This window comes from Paraburkholderia fungorum (assembly GCF_046027215.1).
GTDB classification, from domain to species: Bacteria; Pseudomonadota; Gammaproteobacteria; order Burkholderiales; family Burkholderiaceae; genus Paraburkholderia; species Paraburkholderia fungorum_D.
This window is the reverse complement of sequence record NZ_JAQQEN010000002.1, coordinates 3057792-3079064: the sequence shown is the minus strand read 5'-3', so window position 1 is coordinate 3079064 and position 21273 is coordinate 3057792. Positions and strand designations below refer to the sequence as shown.

General features: G+C 56.9%; 22 protein-coding genes and 1 pseudogene. 10 read left to right on the top strand and 13 right to left on the bottom strand.

What is annotated here, in order from left to right:
• Positions 1 to 88 precede the first annotated feature (88 nt).
• Positions 89 to 1489, top strand: a complete 1401-nt coding sequence (locus tag PQR27_RS34225; protein ID WP_408527964.1) for a sensor histidine kinase — start codon at positions 89 to 91, stop codon at positions 1487 to 1489.
• A 53-nt stretch (positions 1490 to 1542) separates the two neighbouring features.
• Here PQR27_RS34225 and PQR27_RS34220 read toward each other — a convergent pair whose 3' ends face one another.
• On the bottom strand, positions 1543 to 2040 hold the full coding sequence (locus PQR27_RS34220) for an acyl-CoA thioesterase (protein WP_408527963.1): 498 nt from the start codon (positions 2038 to 2040) through the stop codon (positions 1543 to 1545).
• Between the two features lie 513 nt (positions 2041 to 2553).
• Between PQR27_RS34220 and PQR27_RS34215 the strand changes: the two genes are divergently transcribed.
• The 6 genes from PQR27_RS34215 to PQR27_RS34190 all read left to right on the top strand — a co-directional run bounded on the left by PQR27_RS34215 (position 2554) and on the right by PQR27_RS34190 (position 6936).
• Positions 2554 to 3351: a transporter substrate-binding domain-containing protein gene (locus PQR27_RS34215; RefSeq protein ID WP_408527962.1), complete on the top strand. Its 798-nt coding sequence runs from the start codon at positions 2554 to 2556 to the stop codon at positions 3349 to 3351.
• A 13-nt stretch (positions 3352 to 3364) separates the two neighbouring features.
• A complete protein-coding gene (locus tag PQR27_RS34210; RefSeq protein ID WP_408527961.1) occupies positions 3365 to 4042 on the top strand; it encodes an ABC transporter permease in 678 nt (225 codons plus the stop codon).
• Between the two features lie 3 nt (positions 4043 to 4045).
• A complete protein-coding gene (locus PQR27_RS34205) occupies positions 4046 to 4813 on the top strand; it encodes an ABC transporter permease (protein WP_408527960.1) in 768 nt (255 codons plus the stop codon).
• 171 nt (positions 4814 to 4984) lie between these two features.
• Positions 4985 to 5494 (top strand): hypothetical protein, encoded by a 510-nt coding sequence (locus PQR27_RS34200; RefSeq protein WP_408527959.1) that lies wholly within the window; start codon positions 4985 to 4987, stop codon positions 5492 to 5494.
• 29 nt (positions 5495 to 5523) lie between these two features.
• Positions 5524 to 6279 carry an amino acid ABC transporter ATP-binding protein gene (locus tag PQR27_RS34195; RefSeq protein WP_408527958.1) on the top strand — a complete coding sequence of 252 codons (756 nt, stop codon included), beginning with the start codon at positions 5524 to 5526 and terminating at the stop codon, positions 6277 to 6279.
• A 51-nt stretch (positions 6280 to 6330) separates the two neighbouring features.
• Complete coding sequence (locus PQR27_RS34190) at positions 6331 to 6936, top strand: hypothetical protein (RefSeq protein WP_408527957.1); 606 nt, start codon at positions 6331 to 6333, stop codon at positions 6934 to 6936.
• 58 nt (positions 6937 to 6994) lie between these two features.
• On the opposite strand, the gene PQR27_RS34185 is transcribed toward PQR27_RS34190, so the two are convergent.
• Positions 6995 to 7648, bottom strand: coding sequence for a helix-turn-helix domain-containing protein (locus PQR27_RS34185; protein WP_408527956.1), 654 nt, complete (start codon positions 7646 to 7648; stop codon positions 6995 to 6997).
• Between PQR27_RS34185 and PQR27_RS34180 the strand changes: the two genes are divergently transcribed.
• The 3 genes from PQR27_RS34180 (at position 7647) to PQR27_RS34170 (ending at position 9750) form a co-directional block, all read left to right on the top strand.
• The gene (locus PQR27_RS34180) at positions 7647 to 8222 is read left to right on the top strand and encodes a GNAT family N-acetyltransferase (RefSeq protein ID WP_408527955.1); all 576 of its coding nucleotides are present in this window, start codon (positions 7647 to 7649) and stop codon (positions 8220 to 8222) included. The genes PQR27_RS34185 and PQR27_RS34180 overlap by 2 nt on opposite strands.
• A gap of 39 nt (positions 8223 to 8261) precedes the next feature.
• Complete coding sequence (locus tag PQR27_RS34175; protein ID WP_408527954.1) at positions 8262 to 8675, top strand: RidA family protein; 414 nt, start codon at positions 8262 to 8264, stop codon at positions 8673 to 8675.
• A gap of 136 nt (positions 8676 to 8811) precedes the next feature.
• On the top strand, positions 8812 to 9750 hold the full coding sequence (locus PQR27_RS34170; protein WP_408527953.1) for a LysR family transcriptional regulator: 939 nt from the start codon (positions 8812 to 8814) through the stop codon (positions 9748 to 9750).
• 95 nt (positions 9751 to 9845) lie between these two features.
• Here the strand turns inward: PQR27_RS34170 and PQR27_RS34165 are convergent, their stop codons facing one another.
• From PQR27_RS34165 to PQR27_RS34115, 11 genes and pseudogenes are all read right to left on the bottom strand, one after another.
• A complete protein-coding gene (locus PQR27_RS34165) occupies positions 9846 to 10676 on the bottom strand; it encodes an intradiol ring-cleavage dioxygenase (RefSeq protein ID WP_408527952.1) in 831 nt (276 codons plus the stop codon).
• Positions 10677 to 10720: 44 nt separating this feature from the next.
• Positions 10721 to 11791 carry a maleylacetate reductase gene (locus PQR27_RS34160; protein WP_408527951.1) on the bottom strand — a complete coding sequence of 357 codons (1071 nt, stop codon included), beginning with the start codon at positions 11789 to 11791 and terminating at the stop codon, positions 10721 to 10723.
• Between the two features lie 21 nt (positions 11792 to 11812).
• Positions 11813 to 12700 carry an FMN adenylyltransferase gene (locus tag PQR27_RS34155; RefSeq protein WP_408527950.1) on the bottom strand — a complete coding sequence of 296 codons (888 nt, stop codon included), beginning with the start codon at positions 12698 to 12700 and terminating at the stop codon, positions 11813 to 11815.
• A gap of 32 nt (positions 12701 to 12732) precedes the next feature.
• Complete coding sequence (locus tag PQR27_RS34150) at positions 12733 to 13323, bottom strand: malonic semialdehyde reductase (protein WP_408527949.1); 591 nt, start codon at positions 13321 to 13323, stop codon at positions 12733 to 12735.
• A gap of 100 nt (positions 13324 to 13423) precedes the next feature.
• Complete coding sequence (locus PQR27_RS34145; RefSeq protein WP_408527948.1) at positions 13424 to 14977, bottom strand: 4-hydroxyphenylacetate 3-hydroxylase N-terminal domain-containing protein; 1554 nt, start codon at positions 14975 to 14977, stop codon at positions 13424 to 13426.
• 36 nt (positions 14978 to 15013) lie between these two features.
• A complete protein-coding gene (locus PQR27_RS34140) occupies positions 15014 to 15595 on the bottom strand; it encodes a flavin reductase (protein ID WP_408527947.1) in 582 nt (193 codons plus the stop codon).
• 197 nt (positions 15596 to 15792) lie between these two features.
• Positions 15793 to 16872 carry a porin gene (locus PQR27_RS34135; RefSeq protein WP_408528391.1) on the bottom strand — a complete coding sequence of 360 codons (1080 nt, stop codon included), beginning with the start codon at positions 16870 to 16872 and terminating at the stop codon, positions 15793 to 15795.
• 96 nt (positions 16873 to 16968) lie between these two features.
• Positions 16969 to 17136: pseudogene (locus PQR27_RS34130) on the bottom strand (IS3 family transposase); the annotation flags it as partial.
• A 283-nt stretch (positions 17137 to 17419) separates the two neighbouring features.
• Positions 17420 to 18286 (bottom strand): ABC transporter substrate-binding protein, encoded by an 867-nt coding sequence (locus PQR27_RS34125; RefSeq protein WP_408527946.1) that lies wholly within the window; start codon positions 18284 to 18286, stop codon positions 17420 to 17422.
• Positions 18287 to 18377: 91 nt separating this feature from the next.
• Entirely contained in the window at positions 18378 to 19115 is a 738-nt protein-coding gene (locus PQR27_RS34120) for an SDR family NAD(P)-dependent oxidoreductase (protein WP_408527945.1), read from the bottom strand.
• Between the two features lie 392 nt (positions 19116 to 19507).
• Positions 19508 to 20494: a SphA family protein gene (locus PQR27_RS34115; RefSeq protein WP_408527944.1), complete on the bottom strand. Its 987-nt coding sequence runs from the start codon at positions 20492 to 20494 to the stop codon at positions 19508 to 19510.
• Between the last annotated feature and the right edge of the window lie 779 nt (positions 20495 to 21273).

The following is a 21273-nucleotide window of genomic DNA, read 5'->3' as shown; positions in this document are numbered from 1 at the left end:
CGCCAGGCCGGGATAGAACACTCGCCCATTCAAGGGCGCCGCGGTAGACAGCCGGAACAGACCAACGCTTGCCGACACATTGAGCCACATGTACGCCATTCCGACTGCCTTCGTGTCTGCGATGTTCGTGGTGTTCGGCCTTTACGTACTCATCAGCCAGGGTGTCACGCGCCTCTCCGCGCCGTTCCTGTTAATGTGCGCAGCCACCTTTGCCTGGCAGGGCGTGTGGACGCTGCTGTTCCAGACAGACAATCCCCAGATCGCGGGCCTGCTGGTCAGGGTCGGCTATCTGTTCATTCTCTTTCTGCCGACCACCTTCTATCACTTCGTGACGGAGGTGACATCGCAGCGCCGCGAGCGGCCATTCCTGCTCACCTCCTACGGCATCTGCCTGGTCCTCGCCGCACTGCTTCCCGGCAACGAAGTGATCGCCGGATACCGGCATTACTTCTTTGGCTACTATCCGATCGCTGGCCCGCTGCATCCTTTGCACGTTTTGCAGACCGTATTGCTCGCGGCACGCAGCGGGCAGCTTCTGCTTGCGGCCCGCAAGACAGCCGGCGGTAAAGCGCGCAGGCGTCTCGACCTCTGCTTTGCGAGCCTGTGCCTCTATGCGTTCGCGGCGATCGACTATGCGGTCAACTACGGCTACCCGTTCTACCCGCCGGGCGTGCTGTTCATCGCCCTCAGCCTGGGGCTTCTCGCGATCACGATCGTCCGCTATCACCTGATTCACCCTTATGCGCTCGCGGCAACGATCGCGCATGAGATCGCGACGCCGCTGGCAACCATTGCCATGCACGCAGACGAAATCGCCAGCGTCTGGACTCACGTGTTCAAAGGTTACCGGTTGGCCGTCGCGCATGGGATCTATGACGATCAGGAACACTCCGGCCAGTCCGAGCGCATCAGCCAGCTCGCCACGGCGATCAGGCGGGAAGTATCGGGCACCAGCGCGATGGTCGAAATGGCACTCGCCTCGTTCACGCTCGATCGCCTGGACCGCAGCGGCTTCAGCGCGCATTCCGTGCAGCAATGCGTGGTGTCGGCGCTCGATCGCTATCCATTCCGTGGCGACGAACGCGCAAGTGTTACGGTCCTGCCCATCGACGAAAGCCTGTGCTTTTCGGGCTCGGACACCCTGATGATCTTCGTCCTGTTCAACCTGCTGAAGAACGCCTTGCACGCCATTCGCGTGAGCGGCGATGGCGAGATTGTGATCAGCGCGATTCGGGAGCAGGACTTCTGCGTGCTGCGGTTCCGCGACACAGGGCCGGGCATTGCGCCCGACGTGTTGCCGCATATCTTCGACGCCTTCTTCTCGACCAAGCGGCACGGCAGCGGCGCGGGCATGGGACTCGCGTTCTGTCGTCGCGCAACGGAGCTTCTGGGCGGCAGTATCGAATGCAGCTCGCGACGCGGCGCGCACACCACCTTCACCGTGCGCTTGCCGGCACCAGGTTCACCAGCGGATCGCGCATTGCACTGAGCGCCGGCGTGGTCCTGCCGCCGGCGTGAAGAGTTACAGTTGAACGCTACTTGTTATTCCGTCAGCGCCGACAGCGGCAGTTCATACTCCTTGACTCGCTCGACGATTCCGTCCGGGAACCGCCTGATCTTCCGGTCCCGACCTGCGTACAGGATCTGCTGATAGCCCTGGGAAACCTTGCGCCCATCCACGCAGAAGCGAAACAGCAGGTATGCCGAGCATTGCCTGACCTGCACCGTGTTCAGATAGCAATCGACCCGTTGGAACGGGAAGGTTTCATGCACATATTCCTGGTGCGCGCGTTTGGTGACGAACATGCCGTCCGATCCCAGCAAGTCGTTATGGATGCACTCGTGAAACCACCGCTCGCGGCACACCCCCTGCCACTCGAAATAGCGCGAGAAATACGTGTTCATGAACGCATTCGAGTCCTTTAGATAAATGTCGAAACCATGATGGAAGGTTTTCAGCGAAATCTCGGCCATCGGGTTCTCTGAAAGGTGAGCGAAACCTCGGTTCAGGGCGGTCGGGACTACTTCACGCATCAACATATGACGTCCTTATTCAGGAACGCTGCAGGTGGCAGCTACACATGTCTTCCAATAGGGAAGACACGCCTCATTCTGTTGGCGATGCTGGTCATTTGGCTATCGAAGAACAAACATGCGCCGCGGAGATGATGCGTGCGCGACGACAAGCAGTGCGGTGCGGTAGCGCACTTAAGACGTTGCCCAATGATCGCAGCATCACGATGAGTCTTCATCACTGCCGACATGTCGATGCTCATATTGCTGGCTTCACTTTGGTATCTGTCCGAGCGAAGCATAGGTAGCAATCGGGACAACTCGCGTTGCCGTGCGCGAGTGGCTATGAAGTCTCTATCGCCTTGGCCGCGTCATTGAAGGCCACGCCCCTTCGAACTGCCTCACGCGGCAATCTACGCGTAAACCCTGTTAGGGAATTTGCATGAGATTAAAATATTGACGTTAAATTAACGAACGACTACCTTTACCTCTAATGCGACGGAATATCCGGGGCGCAGCAATCGCGACGAGAGAGTTGCCATGTCACACACCCTGTTTCGACGTCTTCGAGGATTGGCCACTTGCGCCCTGGCGGCAGCAGCATTGGCCACGTCGGCCCCCGCCTTGTCGGCCGGCGACACGCTGAGGGTCGCCACCGAGGGCACTTATCCTCCGTGGAGCTTTAAAGATGCCTCCGGCCAGCTACAGGGCTTCGATGTGGACATTGCGAACGCCCTCTGCGCACAGATGAAAGTGAAATGCCAGATCGTTGCGCAGGCATGGGACGGCATCATTCCCGGTCTCCAGGCCAACCGGTACGACGCAATTGTTGCCTCGATGTCGACCACGCCCGCGCGGCGCAAACAGGTTCTGTTCACTAACAAGTACAAGGACACGACGTCCAGTTTTATCGCAGCAAAAGACAGCGGCATCAAGGACGTCTCGCCTGCGGGACTGAAAGGCAAGCGCATCGGGGTTCAACGCGGCGCCTCGCAGCACCAGTGGCTGGTCGCGAACGGTTATGACAAGACGGCGTCGCTCGTGCTGTATGACGACACCCGTCAGCCGGAACTGGACCTCGTCGCAGGTCGTGTCGACCTCATCATCGGCAACAAAGCGACGTTCTATTCCGACTTCTTCAAAAGGCCTGACTCGAAGGACTTCGCCTTCGTCGGACCTGAGTTCAAAGGTGGCGTACTCGGGGATGGCAACGCAATTGCAGTTCGTCTCGACGACGCCGAACTGTGCAATCGTATTAACGCAGCGTTGGCCGCCATCATGACAAACGGCACCTACGATCAGATCAGAAAAAAGTACTTCCCTTTCTCTCTGATGTAATGCGGGAGCCAGCATGATCAGTTTCACTCTGAATGGTTATGGCGGACTCATTCTGCTTGGCGCCTTGACGACTCTGCTGGTGGCGCTCGCGGCCACCGCTATCGGCTCGCTGATCGGGATTCTGATGGCGGCTGCCAAGCTGTCTCCCATGCGGATTCTCAGGCAGTTTGCGGGCGCGTACACGACCACGATACGAGGTGTTCCGGACCTGCTGGTCATCTTCCTGGTGTACTACGGCGGCAGCGCAACCCTTTCTCATCTCCTCGGCCGACCCATCGAGATCAATGCGTTCGGCGCGGGTGCGGTGTCGCTGGGACTGGTGTTTGGCGCCTATGCGACGGAAATTTTCCGGGGTGCAATTCTGGAAGTGCCGCGCGGCCAATTCGAAGCCTCCGCAGCGCTCGGGCTGACGGGCATTAGCAGCTTCGTCCACGTCATTGCACCACAGGCGTGGCGCCTCGCCGTACCTGCTTTCGGGAACCAGCTGACCGTACTACTCAAAGAAACTGCGCTTGTCTCGCTGGTCGGTCTGGAAGACCTGATGCGACGAACGGGCTTCGCCGTTGAGGCGACCAATCGCCCCTTTTTCTTTTACCTTATCGCCGGCGTGCTGTACTTTGTCCTCAGCTTCGCCATGACAAACGTTTTTAGCACGGTTCGCCGCAAGACGTCGACCGCATTGGCGAGGTGAGGCATGTTTGACTTCTCGTTGCTCATGTCGAGTTTTCCGCGTCTGCTTGCCGCGTTGCCCCTCACGCTTGAGCTTTTTGTCGCCATTGTGGTTGTTGGTCTCATTGTGGGCGTGCCCGCAGCGCTATTAGGACTGAGCTCGTCAAAGGTTGTACGCGGTAGCGTCAAGTTTTACATCGGCGCATTCCGCGGTACGCCGGCTCTCGTGCAACTGTTCTTTCTCTACTACGGATTCGGACAGTTCTCTTTTATCCGCCACTCCATGGTCTGGCCGCTCTTGCGTGACCCATTCACCTGCGCGGTCATTGCCCTGGGCCTGAATTCGGGCGCTTACACGGCGCGCATTCTGATGGGGGCACTGTCTGCCGTACCCAAAGGCATCGTGGAAGCGGCCGAGGCACTGGGGTTGAGCCGGGTCACCATCCTCAGTCGCGTTAAAGCACCGATTGCGATTCGGATTGCCCTCCCCGCGTACGCGAACGAAACCATTCTGAACCTGAAAGCGACGTCGCTGGCATCGACGGTGACCATTATGGAATTGACGGGAACGTCGAAACTGCTGGTTAGCGAGACCTATGCGCCCTATGAGATTTTTGTCGCCGCTGGAATGGTTTATCTCGCGATGACATTCTTCATATCGCATGCGTTCCGGATTCTGGAACTGAACATTGCACGCAGAACAGGAAAGGACGTCAACCTCGTCAACCCTCGAAAGCCCAAGCAAACCGCGATGCTGAAGTCTTCGGATTCTGGGGATGCTCACACAGTCTAGTCCGCTTATAGCGCACTTTTACAGGTCGGCTCATGCTTCCGAGTCCCTGACGCAAAGTTAATGGAGAAACACCAATTGCTTCGATTTCTGACACTTGGACCGAGCGGTAGCAATCACGAGTTCGTGACTGCCCGGTACATTCGACATCACGGCCTGGAAGGACAAGCGTCGATGGCTCTGGTATTGAGCTTTGACGACGCAGCACGACAGGTGATCGACGGCGAGGCCGACTATATCGTTCAGGTTGCGGTGCATCCTTCGACGGCAGACATTGTGGCGAAGTACCGCAAACAGCTTTTCGTCATTGATGCATTCGTGTCTTCCAGCAAAGACATGGCGGTAGTGACCCGCGTTGACGTGAACACACCCCGAACGCTCGCGCTTCAGCCCGCCACACGAGACTATGTCAATACAGACGGACTCACCCTCATCCCGGAGACATCGACAGCGTCAGTTGCGAATGGACTTCTTTCGGGCAAATACGAGAGCGGCCTGACGTACTCGTCCCTTGCTACCGAGAACCCCACCCGGTTCAGAATCGACGAGCAGATCGGTACCGTCGACGACCCATGGATCGTCTATGGCCGTGAGCGGCTGTCTGACGGCCAGGTGGTAGCCTGGAAGGAGAGCCCGGCGGCGCAAGCATTCCGCGCCCAGACGCTCACGCGGCTCGACACCTGAGCCGCACGAAAAAGCACAGGATTTTCGCTATGAATACGATACCGGACACCGAACTCGCGATATCTATCAAGGGACTCTCAAAGAGCTTCGGCGAGTTCAATGTACTCAACTCTATTTCGCTGCAGGTCCGCCGAGGCGAAAAGATTGTGCTGTGTGGGCCGTCCGGCTCCGGAAAATCGACCCTGATTCGCTGCGTGAACCGACTCGAGCGGCATGATTCGGGGGATGTCCACGTCGACGGAATCGAGCTCACCGACGATGTGAAACACGTGCGCATGGTACGTGCAGATGTCGGCATGGTGTTTCAGCATTTCAATCTGTTCCCCCACATGACGGTGCTGGACAACTGCACCTTGGCGCCAATGCGTGTTCGTGGTCTGAAGCGCAAGGATGCAGAAGCACGCGCCCTTGAAATGCTTGAACGCGTTCGCGTTGCGAGTCATGCGACGAAATACCCGTCCCAGCTTTCCGGTGGTCAACAGCAGCGGGTTGCCATCGCCAGAGCGCTTTGTATGTCGCCAACCATCATGCTTCTCGACGAACCGACGTCGGCGCTTGACCCGGAAATGGTCAGGGAGGTTCTCGACACGCTTACGCTACTCGCGCAAGACGGCATGACCATGCTTTGCGTCACCCACGAAATGGGATTTGCAAGGGCGGTGGCTGACCGCATCCTATTCATGGACCAAGGCGAAATTGTGGAAGACAACGAGCCTGCCAATTTCTTTGATGCACCGAGGACTGAGCGAGCCAAACGATTCCTCAGTCAGATGATTCACAAATGAATGCGCCATGATGAACATGCGTGCGAATTTTCAGGATTTCAGGAGTAAGGCATGGCCACAATCAGATTTGGCACGCTCGGTCCATCCGGGACCAACCACGAGTACGTGACGCGTCGTTACATTGAATTCCACGGGCTTGAGGCTGAGATCAAGCTCTTTGATAATTTCGACGATGCTCTCGCTGCGTTTGACGCCCACGACATTGATTATCTCGTTCAGTGCGCAGTCCATCCAGATACCCCGCGAGTGATGGGCAGCAACTTCCGCGAACGGTTCGTTGTCGACACCTTCATCTCACCGAGTCACACACTGGCGATTCTCACGCGTAAGGAGGTGGGCAAACCGGAATCCATCTCGCTTGTCTCCCCGGCGACCGATGACTACGCAGACCTCGGTTCGTATTCCAGGCTGATTCCCGCGGTCTCCATTCCGGTGGCCTTCGAACGACTGATGCGGGGAGAATGCGATTCCGCGCTTGTCTATCGATACTATTTCGATTCGCAACCGGAGAAGCTGCGAGTGGACGAAACGATCGGCTCGCCCGATGACGCCTGGATTGTGTACGGCCGGGAGCGCGTGGGGACGGGAGAGATTGTCGCGAGTCGAGAAAGCGTTGTGGCAAAGCAGTTCGCAGAATTACAGCGGTCGCAACGATAAGCCGATACGCGCGAAAGCTGCTGGTGGAGGCCGCTGCCAGAAGTATGGCCTCTATTTTCTAGCTGTATTCCCGGATGTTGAAGAATACCGCGAGAAACCTCACGGGCACGCTTTCGATTTCTTCCGGACCATGCGCCGCATTCGGGTCGAACAGCAAGCTATCGCCGGGTTTCAGGTCGTAGAGTCGATTGGCGTAGCGGTATTTCATCCTGCCTTCGAGTACGTGAAGAAACTGAATTCCCGTTGTTTGGTGGGTCGACCACGGCTGGGACTTTTCGTCGAGCGTAACGACATACGGCTCCACGGACAGGTTCCCTGATAGTACGTGGCCAATGAGCCGATAGATGTGACCATACGACGAACCTTCCCTATCGACAGTCACGCCTTCCCCAGCGGGTACGAACGAGCAGTCGTGGCGTTCACTCTGGTCGACGAAAAAGCGCGACACGGGTTTGCCCAGTGCATTGGCAAGCCGCGTAAGCGTTTCTATTGATGGGGTAGCGGTTCCCTTTTCGATTCTTGAGAGCATCGAATGAGAAATGCCGGCCATTTTCGCGAGGGTGCCTGACGCGATTCCTGCTGAGGTCCGGAAGGCGTGAATCTGTGCAGCCAAAGCACGGGACACTTTCTCTACCGCAGGGTCGGGCTGCTTCTCAGCTACTTCAATGTCCGGAGATTCTTCAACGGCTGGCTGATTCTGAGATTTTGGCATGGTGCCTTCAGTGAAGGAGCAGTTCAAAGATGACTACTTGTTGCCATTATATGAGGCATTGCTGCGAATGAGTGTCAAGCCAACAGATTCGGCAGCACTGCGCGGGACAGTAAAGGAGATTATCTTGACGCGTATTCGCCCTGTTGCACCGACCGATGCGCGTTCTGTTGCGCGCCTTGTGGATGCGCTTCTGGTTGAGCTCCACAATGGCGAACTCGAACCCGCAGACCGGGTGTGTATCGCTGAAGCCGTTCTGGCCCAGACCAGTCGCAACTACGGCTATCTGGCATTCGAAGGGGATAGCCCGGTGGGCGTACTCCTCATGACAGAAGGAATGGCAATATACGCGGGCGGAGCCTTCGGGCAGATTACGGAGCTATACGTCCAACCGCAATTCCGGTCTGGCGGGGTCGCCGCTGCGCTGGTGCGCGAAGCCGTAAAGTTCGGCAAGGAACGGGGATGGAAACGACTCGATGTAGGCGCGCCTGATCAGCACCGCTGGGCCCGCACGCTTGCATTCTATCTGTCAGCAGGATTTGTCGAGGTTGGACCACGGTTGCGTCTTGACCTGTGATGTTGTTCTTCAGGTACACGAACTGCTTTGAGGCTAAAAATGAGCAAGATTGAACGCCTGCGATTGCCCGAGAACGATGAAACGTTCGGCGGCAACAAAATTTTTGATCTCTTCCAATATTCGCCCGCTGTGTCGGCGAACGGTCTGGTCTTCATTGCGGGGCAAGTCGGGCTGCGAGCGGACGGGACCATTCCGGAGTCGGCCGAAGAGCAAATCGATTTAGCATTCAAGCGTGCCCAAGTCATTCTTCGAGAGCTCGGTCTCGACTTCACCGACCTCGTTGAACTGGTTTCATATCATGTGGACATTGCGTCACAACTCGGTGACTTCAGGGCCATCAAGGAGCGTTACATCCGTTCTGACTTCCCTGCATGGACGATTCTCGGTGTGGCATCACTGGCGCGTCCGGAGTTGCTAGTCGAAGTCAAGATGGTCGCGGCACTGCGGAAATAAGCCAGGATATCCTCACTTTCCGAACCGAGCCTATCTCACGGGGAGCGCCACAGGTTGGTGAATACTCCGAGTGGCACCGACTTTTGGATCGGCTACAGTTGCCCTACCAAATTGGTATTGATAGGGCCGCTGCCGCATGGACACTATTCCACAAAGAAATGAAGGTGAAGTCGAACTCGATCTCCATCATCTGCAAGTATTCGACGTATTGTTGACCGAACATAGCTTGACCAAGGCCGCGCGCGTGCTTAATCTTTCTCAACCCGCGCTGAGCAAGACGCTGGCGCGACTAAGACTGTATTTTGGCGACCCGCTTTTTGTGCGCGTAGCGCTGCGCATGGAGCCCACACCGAAGGCACTCGAACTCGCAGAACCCGTGCGGGCGATATTAAAAAAACTTCGCACGCTGCGCTCGGAGCACGCGTCGTTCGATCCAAAAACATCAACGCGTAAGTTCAGCTTCTTTCTTGTTGATGCGGGCGTGGTAAAGATCTTCCCAGCGCTGTTGAACTACCTCGCCGCTGAAGCGCCGGGAATATGTGTACAGTCGATTCCGTGCGACGCGCAACACCTCGATCTGTGGCTTGAGTCAGGGCTCGTTGACCTGGCAATTGGCTCCTTCCCTTCGCTCACAATGGGTATTCGTCGCCTGCCGCTATGGAGCGAGACCTACGTCAGCGTTACGCGCAAAGACCATCCGCGCATCGGCACGCATCCAAGCAAAGCGGAGTTTATCGCGGAGAAGCACGCCCTCGTGTCCGCACTTGGTACCGGGCATGAGCACCTGGCAATTGAGCGGCTCATCGAGGCCGAAGTGCCGCGCAGGAACATCGTGTGTCGCGTCCCCGTCTTTACTTCTGCTGCGTTGATCGCTAAACATTCCGACGTGATCGCCACGGTGCCAAAGAATCTTGCGGTTGCGATGAGTCACGATCTCGACTTGCAATTGGTTGAGCCGCCGATTGCATTGCCAAAACTCCAGATCGCTCAATACTGGCATGATCGCTGCCACCTCGAACCCGGCAACCAGTGGCTTCGAAATGTGTTTCGCACGCTGTTTTCAACGCCCGGGTAAAGCGAGAGCCCATCAGGTCTGCATTGAATCGAAATTCAACGCAGACCTGACGCCTGCAAAAGCCATCGATCAATACGGCACGACTACGAACCGCCTTAGCCCACGGGGTTCAGGACGAAATCGTAACTCAACGTGTGGCTACCGTCAGGCTGCTTGATCCAGTCGGCTACCAATGTTTGCCGTACGCCAAAAACAGCATCGGAATCCAGATATTGGTCGCCATTGCGAAATACGTGCGTGACCAAGGTCTGGTAATTTTCCGCCTTGATCATGAAGTGAAGGTGGGCGGGGCGCCAAGGGTGGCGCCCGGTAGCACGTAGCAGATCGCCCACGGGGCCATCGACGGGAATCGGGTATGCGACAGCAACAACGGTACGAAATTCAAAGCTACCGTCTGCCTGAGACCTGAGTACGCCTCTACCCTGATGAGTCGCGAGGTCCGGATACTGAACGTCATAGTACCCTTCAGCGTCGGCCTGCCAAACCTCCAGCACCGCCCCGGCGATCGGTGCGCCGTTGCGATCCTTCACCGTGCCTCGTACGAGGCAAGGTTCACCCACCGCGCCATTGGCAATATCGGCACCGTTCTCATACTCAGGTGCACCTTCTACGTGGAACGGCCCAAAAACGGTCGATTCCGTGCAACCTTCCGGCTTCTGGTTGTTCATCGCAACGGTCAACATCGACAACCCGAGGACGTCACTCAACAAAATGAATTCCTGCCGCTTGTCGTCGCATTTGTGCCCGGTCGCGGTCAGGAATTGAATCCCTGCCAGCCATTCTTCTTCCGTTAGCTCGACGTCCCGCGCGAAATCGTGCAGATGAGTGATGAGGCTAGTGAGTACGAATTTCAGGCGAGCATCCGGCGTGCCGGATAAGAGATTGAGCACTGCTTGCGTGACAGTTCTTTCATTGAGGTTGCGCATGTTCGTCTCCAGATGTTTTGGTGTTTGGATGAACCCCAGACAGATCAGATCCGCGGTCGCACACCCTCGTATGCGTCCTGCAGCAACTGTCTTATAGCCGCCTTCTCCAGTGGCCGTGGATTGGGATATTGATTCTGCAGCGCGATCTCGCACGCCTTATCGAGGTCTGACGCTTTCATTCCGATGTCTTTCAGTGCCAACCGTGCACCGTTCGTTTTCGCCAGATCGAAAATGGCCTGCGGTGCGCTAGTGCCGTTGAGCGCGCGCGCGATGTGCTTCATCGCGCGCGGGGCGGCCGAGGCGTTGTAGGCCAATGCATGCGGCAAGACGATCGTGTGGGTTTCCGCGTGCGGCAGGTTGAAGCTGCCGCCTAACGTATGACACAGCTTATGATGCAGCGACATCGCCACCGCTCCTAGCACCGATCCACACAGCCACGCGCCATAGAGCGCATCCGCGCGTGCATGCTGAACCTGTGCAGCTTCAGCGTCGCGCGTCAGTAGGGGCAGCGCTCGACCAATGGCAGCGATACCTTCGGCAGCCATCAGGTCGGTGATCGGATTAGCGTCCGATGCGTATAAACCTTCCGCAGCATGAGCAATCGCGTTGATCCCGCTGCTAACACTCAAAGATACTGGCAGCGAGTACGTGAGTTCGGGATCGTAGATCACCGTCTTTGGCATGACACGAATGTCCCGACCGGTCTTTTTCAATCCCGCTTCGGTTATGCCGTAGATCGGTGTCATTTCAGAACCGGCATAAGTAGTCGGAATAGCAAGAATCGGCAGGTCTGACTCCAGCGCTATGGCTTTTCCGAGTCCTACCGTCGACCCACCGCCGATAGCTATAGCACAGTCAGCGTCAAGACGGCGTGCCAGTTCGCGCGCCTCACGGGCAACTTCAACGGGTACATGCATGACCGCCCTATCGAACACGCCGGCAACACGAGCCCCGAGAATTGCTGCTATACGTTCTGCGTCGCGGCGCTGATCCGGCGTCGCGAGTATCAGAGCGCGACGCGCGCCAAGCAGATCGACTTCCGCTTCGAGCCGGCTTAGCGTACCGGCACCGAAAACAACCCGCTGCGGATGGCTTACAAAAGTGAATTCGTTCATGATAGTTTCGCCTGGGTCACGTCAGATCATGGCCATCGTACCGAATGCGACGCGACTTGTGGCCGACCTTGCCCTATCAAGGAATCGGACGGTCATTGCGTCACCGGGAGCGATTTCCGTGTCCTTCTCAACAAGCAACCGCACCGTGCGCGCGCCAATCTGCGGATGTTGCTCCCGAACTTGCAGGATAGCGCCGATCCAGGGCGCCGCAACATCCTGTTTTTTTACAGTTCCTGCGTAATCCCCGACCGGCGGTGAACACATATCGCGAGGCACCGCAACGTCGATCACGCGGCACGCGGATTCACTCGGTCCGAACACCGTCCCGGACAGCTCGTGGGGGCGATCCAGCATGGCATTTGCACTGGCAATGTCGCCTTGCTGGATGAGCCGCCTTGTTTCGCTCGACGAACAATGCGCACTGTTCCCGACGTACGTATCCGGCCGCAACGGCACAGGACGTACGTCGAACCCCAGGGAATCGCCAAGATGGCCCAGGTACTCAATATTCCCCTGGCGCCCACTGCCGCAGGCGAAATTCTCGCCGACGATCAATGAGCGCATGCCCAGCATATCAACCAGAGTCCGCCGCACAAACTCGTCCGCCGATTCCGCACTTCGCACCCGATCAAATGTCAGAACGAGACAATAGTCGACATGACCGGTGGACGCTAACAACTCCATACGACCTTCAAGGGTCGTCAGGAGCGCCGGGCAAAAGGCGGGACGCAACGTGGCAAGCGGATGAGGATCAAATGTGACCAGGACGGTAGGAAGCTGCAAGGCCAATCCCTGATCTCGCAACTTCCGCAGGACACGCCGGTGCCCACGATGAACGCCATCGAACATCCCGATCGACACGGCCGACCCGGATAAATTGAATTCACTTGGATCGGAGATGACTATCATGGATGACTCCCGTAAGCACCGTCAATCGCGGATCAGATCAGCTTGCAGGCTTCTTCGAAAGACAGCCGTGGGCTGCGCGGAAACAGCCTGGAAGGATCGCCGCGACCCAGCCCGCAAATGAAGTTCGATTTAATCGACGTGCCAGCGAACAGTGCGGCGTCAACCTTCGCATTGTCGAAGCCCGACATTGGCCCGCAGTCCAGACCGACCGCGCGTGCTGCCGCGATCAGATATCCACCCTGCAGGGTGCCGTTGCGAAAGGCCGTTGTTTCAGCAAACCCGACCTTCGCTTCGCCTTCGAACCAAGTCTTCACAGCAGGATTATGCGGAAAGAGCCGCGGCAGATCGTCGTAGAAGCGAGTCTCGTAGCCGACAACGGCGAGCACAGGCGCCGTCATACTCTTATCGACATTCCCCGGGCTGAGAGCGTCCTTCAATTTTGCTTTGCCCGCCTCACTGCGCACGAAAACGATCCGGGCGGGCGAACAATTTACTGAAGTGGGACCCCACTTCATCAGATCGTAAACTTGCTCCAGCTGTTCGTCAGACACCGGCTCAGCAAGCCACCCGTTCTGGCTGCGACCATGACGAAACACACGGTCCAAAAAATTTTCATCGGCCATATTCTGTCACCTTCCTGGAGAGAAACTGTACCGTGCGAGCGCACGGTACCTACACCCTATGCAGCTCACGCAACTGCCCCGCCCTTAGGCGGGAATTGCGTTAAATGGACATTGTGCCGCTGAGCGCCAGCGATTCCTGATGCCGTGCCGAATCAAGCGCTTTGGCGTAGTCGGCGGTCGCCTTGTAATCGGAGTTGTCGTCTACTCCTGCCTCGATGCCGCAAACCCGGCGAGCGAGCCTTGCATACGGACCCGAACCGGAGAACTCCGCCCGTTGCATGGTCAGTGTGCGAATGGCTTGCAGCGGCGTACCGTTGAAGTTTTCGAAAACGAACAGGCGGCTACCCCAGTCCGTCAGGAACAGATCACGGATCACCCGGCCGATCTTGACGCGGTCGTGTGGCTTGCCGACAGGTCCACTGTTCAGGCGTTCAAACCACGGATTGAGTGTCGCATCGTTCCATTGATCCTCGCTGGCGAAGATCAGAGCACTACGCCCTGAAAGATCGACCAGTTCGTAGATCATTTGCGAGAAGTTCTCGAGATACAGCGCGCGGCCAAAATCGTAGACCAGAATATTCGGCTTGTAGTGGCCGCCGGGCGTGTGAAAGCCTAATTCCTCCGCCGCGATCACGTGGGCCAGCATGGCCTGATGAAAACCAATTAGCTTCGCCACGCGAGTCATGACAGCGGGAATCTTGTTGGTTCCAATATGCTCGGTGATCAGGACGGCCAGCCCCGCCATCAGCTCAGCGCGCACCATCTGGCGAACCAGCGCATGGTAATGCAGCCAGTCGAATACCCGTTGCGGGTAGAGCTTGGCATGCTCAGGATTGCCAATATGGAAGACATGCGACCACGGAATGAAAACATTCTCGAACAGAGTCATCCCATCGAGCTCATCGCCCTGCGAGGCCAGCGGGTGTTCGATTGGATCTTCCTTCACCACGCCTTCACGACAAACGATCGTCACCCCTTTGGCATTGACCGGACAGGCAGCGAAAATAACCTGCTCGCCTGGAATGCCGGGCCGGAAAAATACGCCGATGTGGATCCAGTCGGCAAAAGCAACGCCAGTGCCGATCGCTTTGATCCCATTGACAACAATGCCTTTCTCGTTCTTCTCGACGATACGCAAACCCGGTGAGCGCTGCTGTGCCTCCGGGCCGGATCGGTCCATTTGCGGATCAACAAACTGCGGCGCGCAGTTAAAATCGTTATCCTTAGCAAAGTTGACAAAGCTAACGATATTTTTCCCTTTGATATGACCTTCCGCACCAATGGATTGCGTTTCCCACGGCGTCGGGTCATCCAGGTAAGTCATCAATACGTAGTTGTTCACATCGGGAGTGCGGGGGAAAGATGCGCCGGCCATTTCACGCATCACGGTCTCATGGTACTTGCGCTTACGCCGGAGTTGATCCTTATTGTGATGGCTGAACCATTGCATTGAACGTCGCTCACCATCCTCGTCAACATAGGTCAGAACATCCTGCAGATCGGCCCGATGATGCAGGTCGTAGAAATCCGCGTGGCGCCGCGCATAGTCACGTGTTTTCGGGTGCGTGGCAATGTTGTCGATCTTGTCATTTCCCACCCAGACTTGACGCCCGTCATTCAGGGATTCAAGGTATTGACGGCCGGTTCGGATCATAATTTTTCCTTCAAGAATTGAATTGAAAACGACGGGTTAAAACGTTGCGGGTTGAGTCGTTGCGTAGGCGCGCTGATAGTAGGCCAGCGGGTGTCGCTCATCGGCTTTAGTCGTTGCAATCACGCGTGCGAAAATAAGGCTGTGTGTCCCGACCTCAATCGCATCTGCAACACGACAGTCGAGCGTCATCATCGCTTCTTTACAGTAAGGCGCTCCGCTTGCCAGGGTTCCCCACTGACTCCTGGAAAACCGTTCTGGCATTGGCAATCCACCAACGCCAGCGAAAAGCTGGGACAATTCACTTTGATCTGCACTCAGCCAGTTCACGGTGAGTATTCCGTTCGCCTTGATCACGCCATTCGCAAAGCTATTGCGGTTGACGCAAACCAGAACTGTCGGAGGCGTGTCGCATACTGAACAGACTGCGGAGCAGGTCACTCCGGCTCTGCCATTCGGTCCATCAGTGGCCAGAATAGTCACGGGAGTGATGGCTTTGGAGAGCGCCTCCCTGAACTCCGTCGCGCTCACTTCGGTGGATATTGTCTCCGGCAGATTTCCTGCCAGCTTGGCAATTGCCGAATCGGCTGCTGGTTCTCGTATTTTCTGCGTGTCGGGCATAACACGTCTCCAGATGAAAGGTTACTCGGGCTTCCTATTTCCTCTCCGTTTATGGAATTGATTGTTATCCTTTTCCTTGGGCGAATCTACGGATTGGCGGCATAAACACTATTCCCTCAAGGCATCGGTATAGATACGCAAAAGCCACCTTTCACCGCGTTAAGGCGGAGGTGCTCCGAGAGACACAGACATCGTGCCTAGAAGTTATGTTGTATTCCTATACCTACGCCGGTTGTTGTACCGCTGGCCCCATGCAACGCACTGAAAGGGGCTACCGACAAGCCCGTGTTCATCGCACCGTCGTTGTTCACCACGCCAACCTGCGCATAGAGTGAGGTAGCCTTTGACAGAAAATATTGCGTACCCACGGCAACCACTAGTGAGTGATTCGCCGTATGGTCACGGTCGCTCGTTACCCACACGCCGCCATTAATATTGAGCTGGGGCAGCACGAAGCTGTCGACACCTACCGCGAAAACATCACTATTGAACGACCCGGCGACCTTATAGTTGACGAACGAGGCCCGGGCGGTGACCGGGCCAAAGTTGTACGCCACGCCAAGGGTTCGGCCTTCGAAGGCCACGGTAGTCGGAACCGGTGTCTGAACGGTGCCGCCACTGTTGCCGTCAAAAATGGAAGCGTCCACCATCAAGGCACCCGCCTGGTATGTCAGGCTGGCGGAATACTGCCGGCCCGCCTGAAAATTGCCCGCCGCGCCACCCAAAGCGATCAGCGCTTTACCCACAAAACCTGCGATGTTAGGACTGGTGTAAGAGACGGCATTCGAGGTAAACACAGAGGTACCGCCGACGCTGCCGATAAGATTTACAAGGCCGCTCCCGAACTGCGTAAAGCCGCGCGGATCCGACTCGACCATAGCAATAAAGAACGGTGAGAACTGCAAACCTGCCGTGAACGTCCCGAATTTGCTATCTAATGCCACCCACGCTTGTCGACCGAAAAAGTTTCCGTTCGAATCCTCGAAGCCGCCATTGGCGATATCGATTCCGCTTTCGAGATTGAAGTTGACTTTCAGGCCGCCGCCGAGGTCTTCAGTGCCCTTGATACCGAATCGTGAAGACGTGAGTCCACTGTCGTTCATCGCGAATGTCTTGCCGCCGTTCTGTCCGGTCGCTGTATTGAGCGTCTTGCTGGTGTAGAGCAATCCACCGTCGACCACCCCGTATAGCGTGACATTGCTCTGCGCCTGCGCCAAACCACAAGACATGAGCGATATCGCACCCAAAGCGGACTTTAATGTCCAACCTTTCACCATCTTCATTTTTTGTCTCCGAGTTTTGTTATGCGAATTTTTATTGGTCTTATAACGTCCACTTCAAAATCTTTTGAACCGCCCACGGAATCGGGGAAGCTAATTGGTTCGAGTTAATGCAGGCATGAAAACGGTATTGTTGAGTTGCCGGTAGTAGCCTGCCTCTGCTTCAGGGGGTGCCAGATAGCCGAGGGACTCCATCAGCCGATGGTGATGGAATCAAACCATCCATTCGAGCGTGGCCAGTTCGATGGATTCACGCGCTTTTCACGGAATCTCGGCCCACAAGCGTTCATGACGTATCGCGCGAGCGTAACGGCCACTCTGCAGCGCCAGGCGCGGCGCCTTGTGGCTCTAGTTCTGTCTCAGGTTCAGGTCGGGCGGCACTGCAGACATTTGCGCGGCTTCGTTCATTGGCGCGTTTCGGACGCTGGTCAATCACCGCACCGTTCGTTTCATCAACGCCGGCGTCCGAAAACCTATACAAGAGATATGACGCCGTACTGCGCGTCAATTCTTCATTCTCGCCCTGATTAAAGTCGCGGCGCGATCACAAGGCCGGCAGGTACATCTGATCAGCGGTCCCCGCGGAGACGCCGAGTTCGGTGGCGACCGCCGCAATCCCCTGCTGGGCAGCTTTGAGATCCACCCGACCATCGGAAGTGAAATACGGGCGGACGTAGCGCTCGTAATGTTGCTCCGCTTCCGCGCTGGTCAATCGCCCCAACATCGAGTGGATGTGTTTGACTGCCAGACTGGGTTGTTCGGCGATCGTCTTGAGGGCCCGCTTGTTGGCCCGCACCAGCGCCTGCAGGGCTGGATCGTCGAGCGGGATGCGTTCGGGGTCTACGGCGAGACCCACGGTGGGAATCTGGAAGTGATCGCCCACAAAGGACAACACCGAAAAACCCTCCTCGCGGGCGACCTGTTCGGCCGAAAGCGTGCTGCCCACGTAGGCCGCGTCAATCGAACCCTCGCGAAGGCGTCGCAGGTCCATCTGGTAGTCACCCGGGATGCGCTCTACGCATTGCAGGTCGCGATCGGGGTCCAACCCGTGCTTACGCAGCACGATCCGTGCGAAACAACCGGGTGCCGTGCGAGCGCCGTGGACCGCCAGTCGGCGCCCTCGAAGATCATCCATGGATTTCACCTCGCTACCGCCGAGGAACCAGAAGAGCGGACGATGGGTATTGGCCGTGAGCACCGTCCATTGGATGCCGTCGGTCAGCCTCGACAATAGCGCCCGGCCCAGACCAATGGTTGCGCCGCCGCGCACGCGTTCAGTCTTCCACACGGCTCCGTCGCGCAGGGCGACGTGAACACCTTCCTCTTCGAAATATCCCTCCTGATCAGCCACATGGGCGATCAGTTCTTCGTGAATACCGCTGCCCACATAAGTCAGGTCAATCGAGTGCATTAGCAATTACCTCCTCTGTCAGTTCAAACGAGCACGCTGGCAAAATGACGCCTCACCCAGTGTCGGGCGATTTGCGTGCTCGTTGCATTCACTAGATTCCGAAGCCGCCGCTTACTGGAACATAGTGGCCGGTGGTGAAACCCGAAGCGTCGCTTGCCAGGAACGACACGGTCTGGGCCACTTCAGCGGGACGGGCGAGCCGTCCCATGGGGTTCGCCGCGGCAATTGCTTTCAGTCGTTCGGCCGACACCAGCGTGCTCGAAGTCGCGCCTTCCACTGTGGTCGGCGCAACGAGATTGGCGGTGATTCCATGCGGGGCCAATTCCACAGCGATGTAGCGTACGAACTGGTCCAGAGCCGCCTTGGCGGTGCCTAGCGTAATCATCCCGTCACGCGGACGCTGCGACAGCAGGGTGCTCAGATAGATCAGCCGCCCGCGGCCGCGAGCCATCATGCCTGGCACAACCGCCTTCGTTGCCAGAAAGGCGGCACGCAACTCTGTGTCCAGCTTGCCGCCGAGTTGTTCCCAACTGAGGTTGGCGAACGAGGTAACGTCATACGGCGTCAACGCGTTGTGCACGAGAACGTCGACCCCACCCCATCGCTGATTGATTTCATCGACCATCGCAGTGACGTCGTCAGGCTCGGTGACGTCGGCCTTAATCGCAACGGCCTCTCCACCCGCCGCGACGATAGTCGCGACTACGTCGTCGGCCTGGGGCGCGCTGGCGCGATGGTTCACGACCACCTTATACCCCTGCTTCGCCAGCTCCATCGCAATAGCCGCACCAATGCCACGGCTGGCTCCAGTAATTAATGCGACTGCCATGATGTCGCCTCCATTTCAAGGCTGGCCTGGTAGTCTTTCCCTGAGCGCATACGCCGCCCCACATAGGTCAAATCAATTGTATGCATTAGCAAAATAACTCCTCTGTCAGGTCAATCGTGTGCATGGAAAAATCAGTCTCAATCCCGGACGATGTGCGTGCCCGCTGTATTCACTCCCTGTTGCAAGATGCCCCGTTTGTTTTGTTCGATCTACAGTACACCGATCAAATCTTTAACTCTACGGATGCAGCCTCATAGACACTATTCCCGCGTGGAATGAAGCGGATTTCGATCGACGAGCAGCCACCAGACTGCACAGCCAGACGGTGCAGTACATGCTGGATAAAGGCAGTGCTTATGCCTGCGTGATGTTCGTCACGCAGAAAGACGTCTTCAGAACGGCAAACTGACCTGCGCCCACACGCGTGTTCCCTGCGGCCTATTGCGCGCATCGAATTCCTGCTGCAGCTTGACTGACATGGCGATCTTTGCTGTCAGGCTGTATCGGATATACGGGCCCAGTGCGTCGACACGGCCACGATTGCCGTTGCCGTTGACTACCACGCCGTTCTGCCTGTCGTCAGTGGTCTGCCGATAGATGTAACCATTTAGACCCGCCGCGAGAGCCGGCGTGATGCGATAGCCGGCGCTGAATTCGATCGTCGCCTCGTCGCCGGAGTCGTAGTTCGTGGTCCGATTGTTGGTGTTAAAGGCATAACGGAACTTCGCGCTTATATCGATCCTGTCGGTCGGCAACCACGTCAGTGCATAGGTAGGTGCAATCTGGTAGTAGTTCCGGCCAATATTCACGGCCGACGTCACGTCGTACGCGCCCGTTGGCACTTGAGTCTCCACGCTCACGGTCTGATGATAGGTCTGGCTGTGCCAGCCAAGAATGATCGGAACCAGCAGCGTGTCCGTAAAGCCCGATTTATGCCCGCCTTTGTCGAGCGGACGCAAAGGCGCAGGACGCGCCAGATCGAGCGTGAGGTCCGTCATGGAATAGGCCTGGATCAGCCGTGTCTCGATGTTGGCGCCGAAAACCTTCACGCCTGGCCAGACGAAAGATAAGCGCACTGCAACTGCATCAGCCCGAATCTTGAAGGTCGATGCCCGGCTGTAGTCGTTGCCGTTGTTGTCTTTCAGTTGTGGGGCCGTGTAGTGCTGATAGAAGAGAAACGTGTGCAATCCTTCAGGCAACATCATGCCGGCGTTAGCCGTATCATTGCCGATCGGATACGAATTACCCCAGCCTTCGGTGGCGTACCCGTCAATGCTTACCATGGCAAACGTTGCGACGAGCGCCAGTTTGAGGCTTGTTGGCGGCAGCAATGCATGAACAGCTCTTCTCGACAATTTCGGCACGACAAGTTGTTTCATCACTATCGGTCTCCTTGAGGGTTGCCCGCGGACAAACGGAGTTGACCTTTGTCAGTGGTGTTCATGCCGGGCATGCACGCCAGTCCGTCTGATCAAACCTTTTACGTGCTTCACGTGGCTCCATAACGCGCGGGCTATGCTCGCACCGGCTTTCTGGACCACTCGTGATTCGTCGAGAAAACACTTCCCCACCGCACGTCCAATCGGTCGTGCGTCAAGGGTCGGAAAAAGTATTGCCCGTCGTGCCGCTCTACTTGCCTGGATCAGGTACGAAGTCGAAGTCCAGCGTATTGCTGCCATCAGTTGCAGCGGGCAGTTGTCTCCCGCCGCGTTTCCCCCGTGGGGAGTAACGTCGAGGGTTGACATTAGGCTAGCCACAATTCCTTTACCATCCACGCGCGTTGCATAGACACTATTCCGCGACGGAATGATGACTAGCGTCCGGTTATCCTGGTCGGAGTCCTATACTCGCAGCTCACTTGCTTTTAGTGCGATAAGTGACGGTACGCTTAGCCCGTCAGGGCGCGGGGCCGGTAGAAAACCATCGATCCGGTTGACGTTGCCAGAATGGCAAGAATCAGAAAGTTCGTTGCCAAAGAAACGATCAATTGCGCTGAAGAAGAACCCGACGTGCGCCGATATTCTTAAACAGCTCTCGCAATAGAAGAGAGTCTCCCATTGACCCAGCGAGGATGCACAGCTGTGCAAAACTGGTTCAATGGACTTGAACACAAGCTCAGGCCATGACAAAAATACTTTCACAAATTAGCCTTGCCTCC

Coding starts and splice junctions, on each gene's coding strand:
- PQR27_RS34225 (WP_408527964.1), top strand. CDS start 89: ATGTACGCCATTCCGACTGCCTTCGTGTCTGCGATGTTCGTGGTGTTC.
- PQR27_RS34220 (WP_408527963.1), bottom strand. CDS start 2,040: ATGTTGATGCGTGAAGTAGTCCCGACCGCCCTGAACCGAGGTTTCGCT.
- PQR27_RS34215 (WP_408527962.1), top strand. CDS start 2,554: ATGTCACACACCCTGTTTCGACGTCTTCGAGGATTGGCCACTTGCGCC.
- PQR27_RS34210 (WP_408527961.1), top strand. CDS start 3,365: ATGATCAGTTTCACTCTGAATGGTTATGGCGGACTCATTCTGCTTGGC.
- PQR27_RS34205 (WP_408527960.1), top strand. CDS start 4,046: ATGTTTGACTTCTCGTTGCTCATGTCGAGTTTTCCGCGTCTGCTTGCC.
- PQR27_RS34200 (WP_408527959.1), top strand. CDS start 4,985: ATGGCTCTGGTATTGAGCTTTGACGACGCAGCACGACAGGTGATCGAC.
- PQR27_RS34195 (WP_408527958.1), top strand. CDS start 5,524: ATGAATACGATACCGGACACCGAACTCGCGATATCTATCAAGGGACTC.
- PQR27_RS34190 (WP_408527957.1), top strand. CDS start 6,331: ATGGCCACAATCAGATTTGGCACGCTCGGTCCATCCGGGACCAACCAC.
- PQR27_RS34180 (WP_408527955.1), top strand. CDS start 7,647: ATGGTGCCTTCAGTGAAGGAGCAGTTCAAAGATGACTACTTGTTGCCA.
- PQR27_RS34185 (WP_408527956.1), bottom strand. CDS start 7,648: ATGCCAAAATCTCAGAATCAGCCAGCCGTTGAAGAATCTCCGGACATT.
- PQR27_RS34175 (WP_408527954.1), top strand. CDS start 8,262: ATGAGCAAGATTGAACGCCTGCGATTGCCCGAGAACGATGAAACGTTC.
- PQR27_RS34170 (WP_408527953.1), top strand. CDS start 8,812: ATGGACACTATTCCACAAAGAAATGAAGGTGAAGTCGAACTCGATCTC.
- PQR27_RS34165 (WP_408527952.1), bottom strand. CDS start 10,676: ATGCGCAACCTCAATGAAAGAACTGTCACGCAAGCAGTGCTCAATCTC.
- PQR27_RS34160 (WP_408527951.1), bottom strand. CDS start 11,791: ATGAACGAATTCACTTTTGTAAGCCATCCGCAGCGGGTTGTTTTCGGT.
- PQR27_RS34155 (WP_408527950.1), bottom strand. CDS start 12,700: ATGATAGTCATCTCCGATCCAAGTGAATTCAATTTATCCGGGTCGGCC.
- PQR27_RS34150 (WP_408527949.1), bottom strand. CDS start 13,323: ATGGCCGATGAAAATTTTTTGGACCGTGTGTTTCGTCATGGTCGCAGC.
- PQR27_RS34145 (WP_408527948.1), bottom strand. CDS start 14,977: ATGATCCGAACCGGCCGTCAATACCTTGAATCCCTGAATGACGGGCGT.
- PQR27_RS34140 (WP_408527947.1), bottom strand. CDS start 15,595: ATGCCCGACACGCAGAAAATACGAGAACCAGCAGCCGATTCGGCAATT.
- PQR27_RS34135 (WP_408528391.1), bottom strand. CDS start 16,872: ATGGTGAAAGGTTGGACATTAAAGTCCGCTTTGGGTGCGATATCGCTC.
- PQR27_RS34125 (WP_408527946.1), bottom strand. CDS start 18,286: ATGCACTCGATTGACCTGACTTATGTGGGCAGCGGTATTCACGAAGAA.
- PQR27_RS34120 (WP_408527945.1), bottom strand. CDS start 19,115: ATGGCAGTCGCATTAATTACTGGAGCCAGCCGTGGCATTGGTGCGGCT.
- PQR27_RS34115 (WP_408527944.1), bottom strand. CDS start 20,494: ATGAAACAACTTGTCGTGCCGAAATTGTCGAGAAGAGCTGTTCATGCA.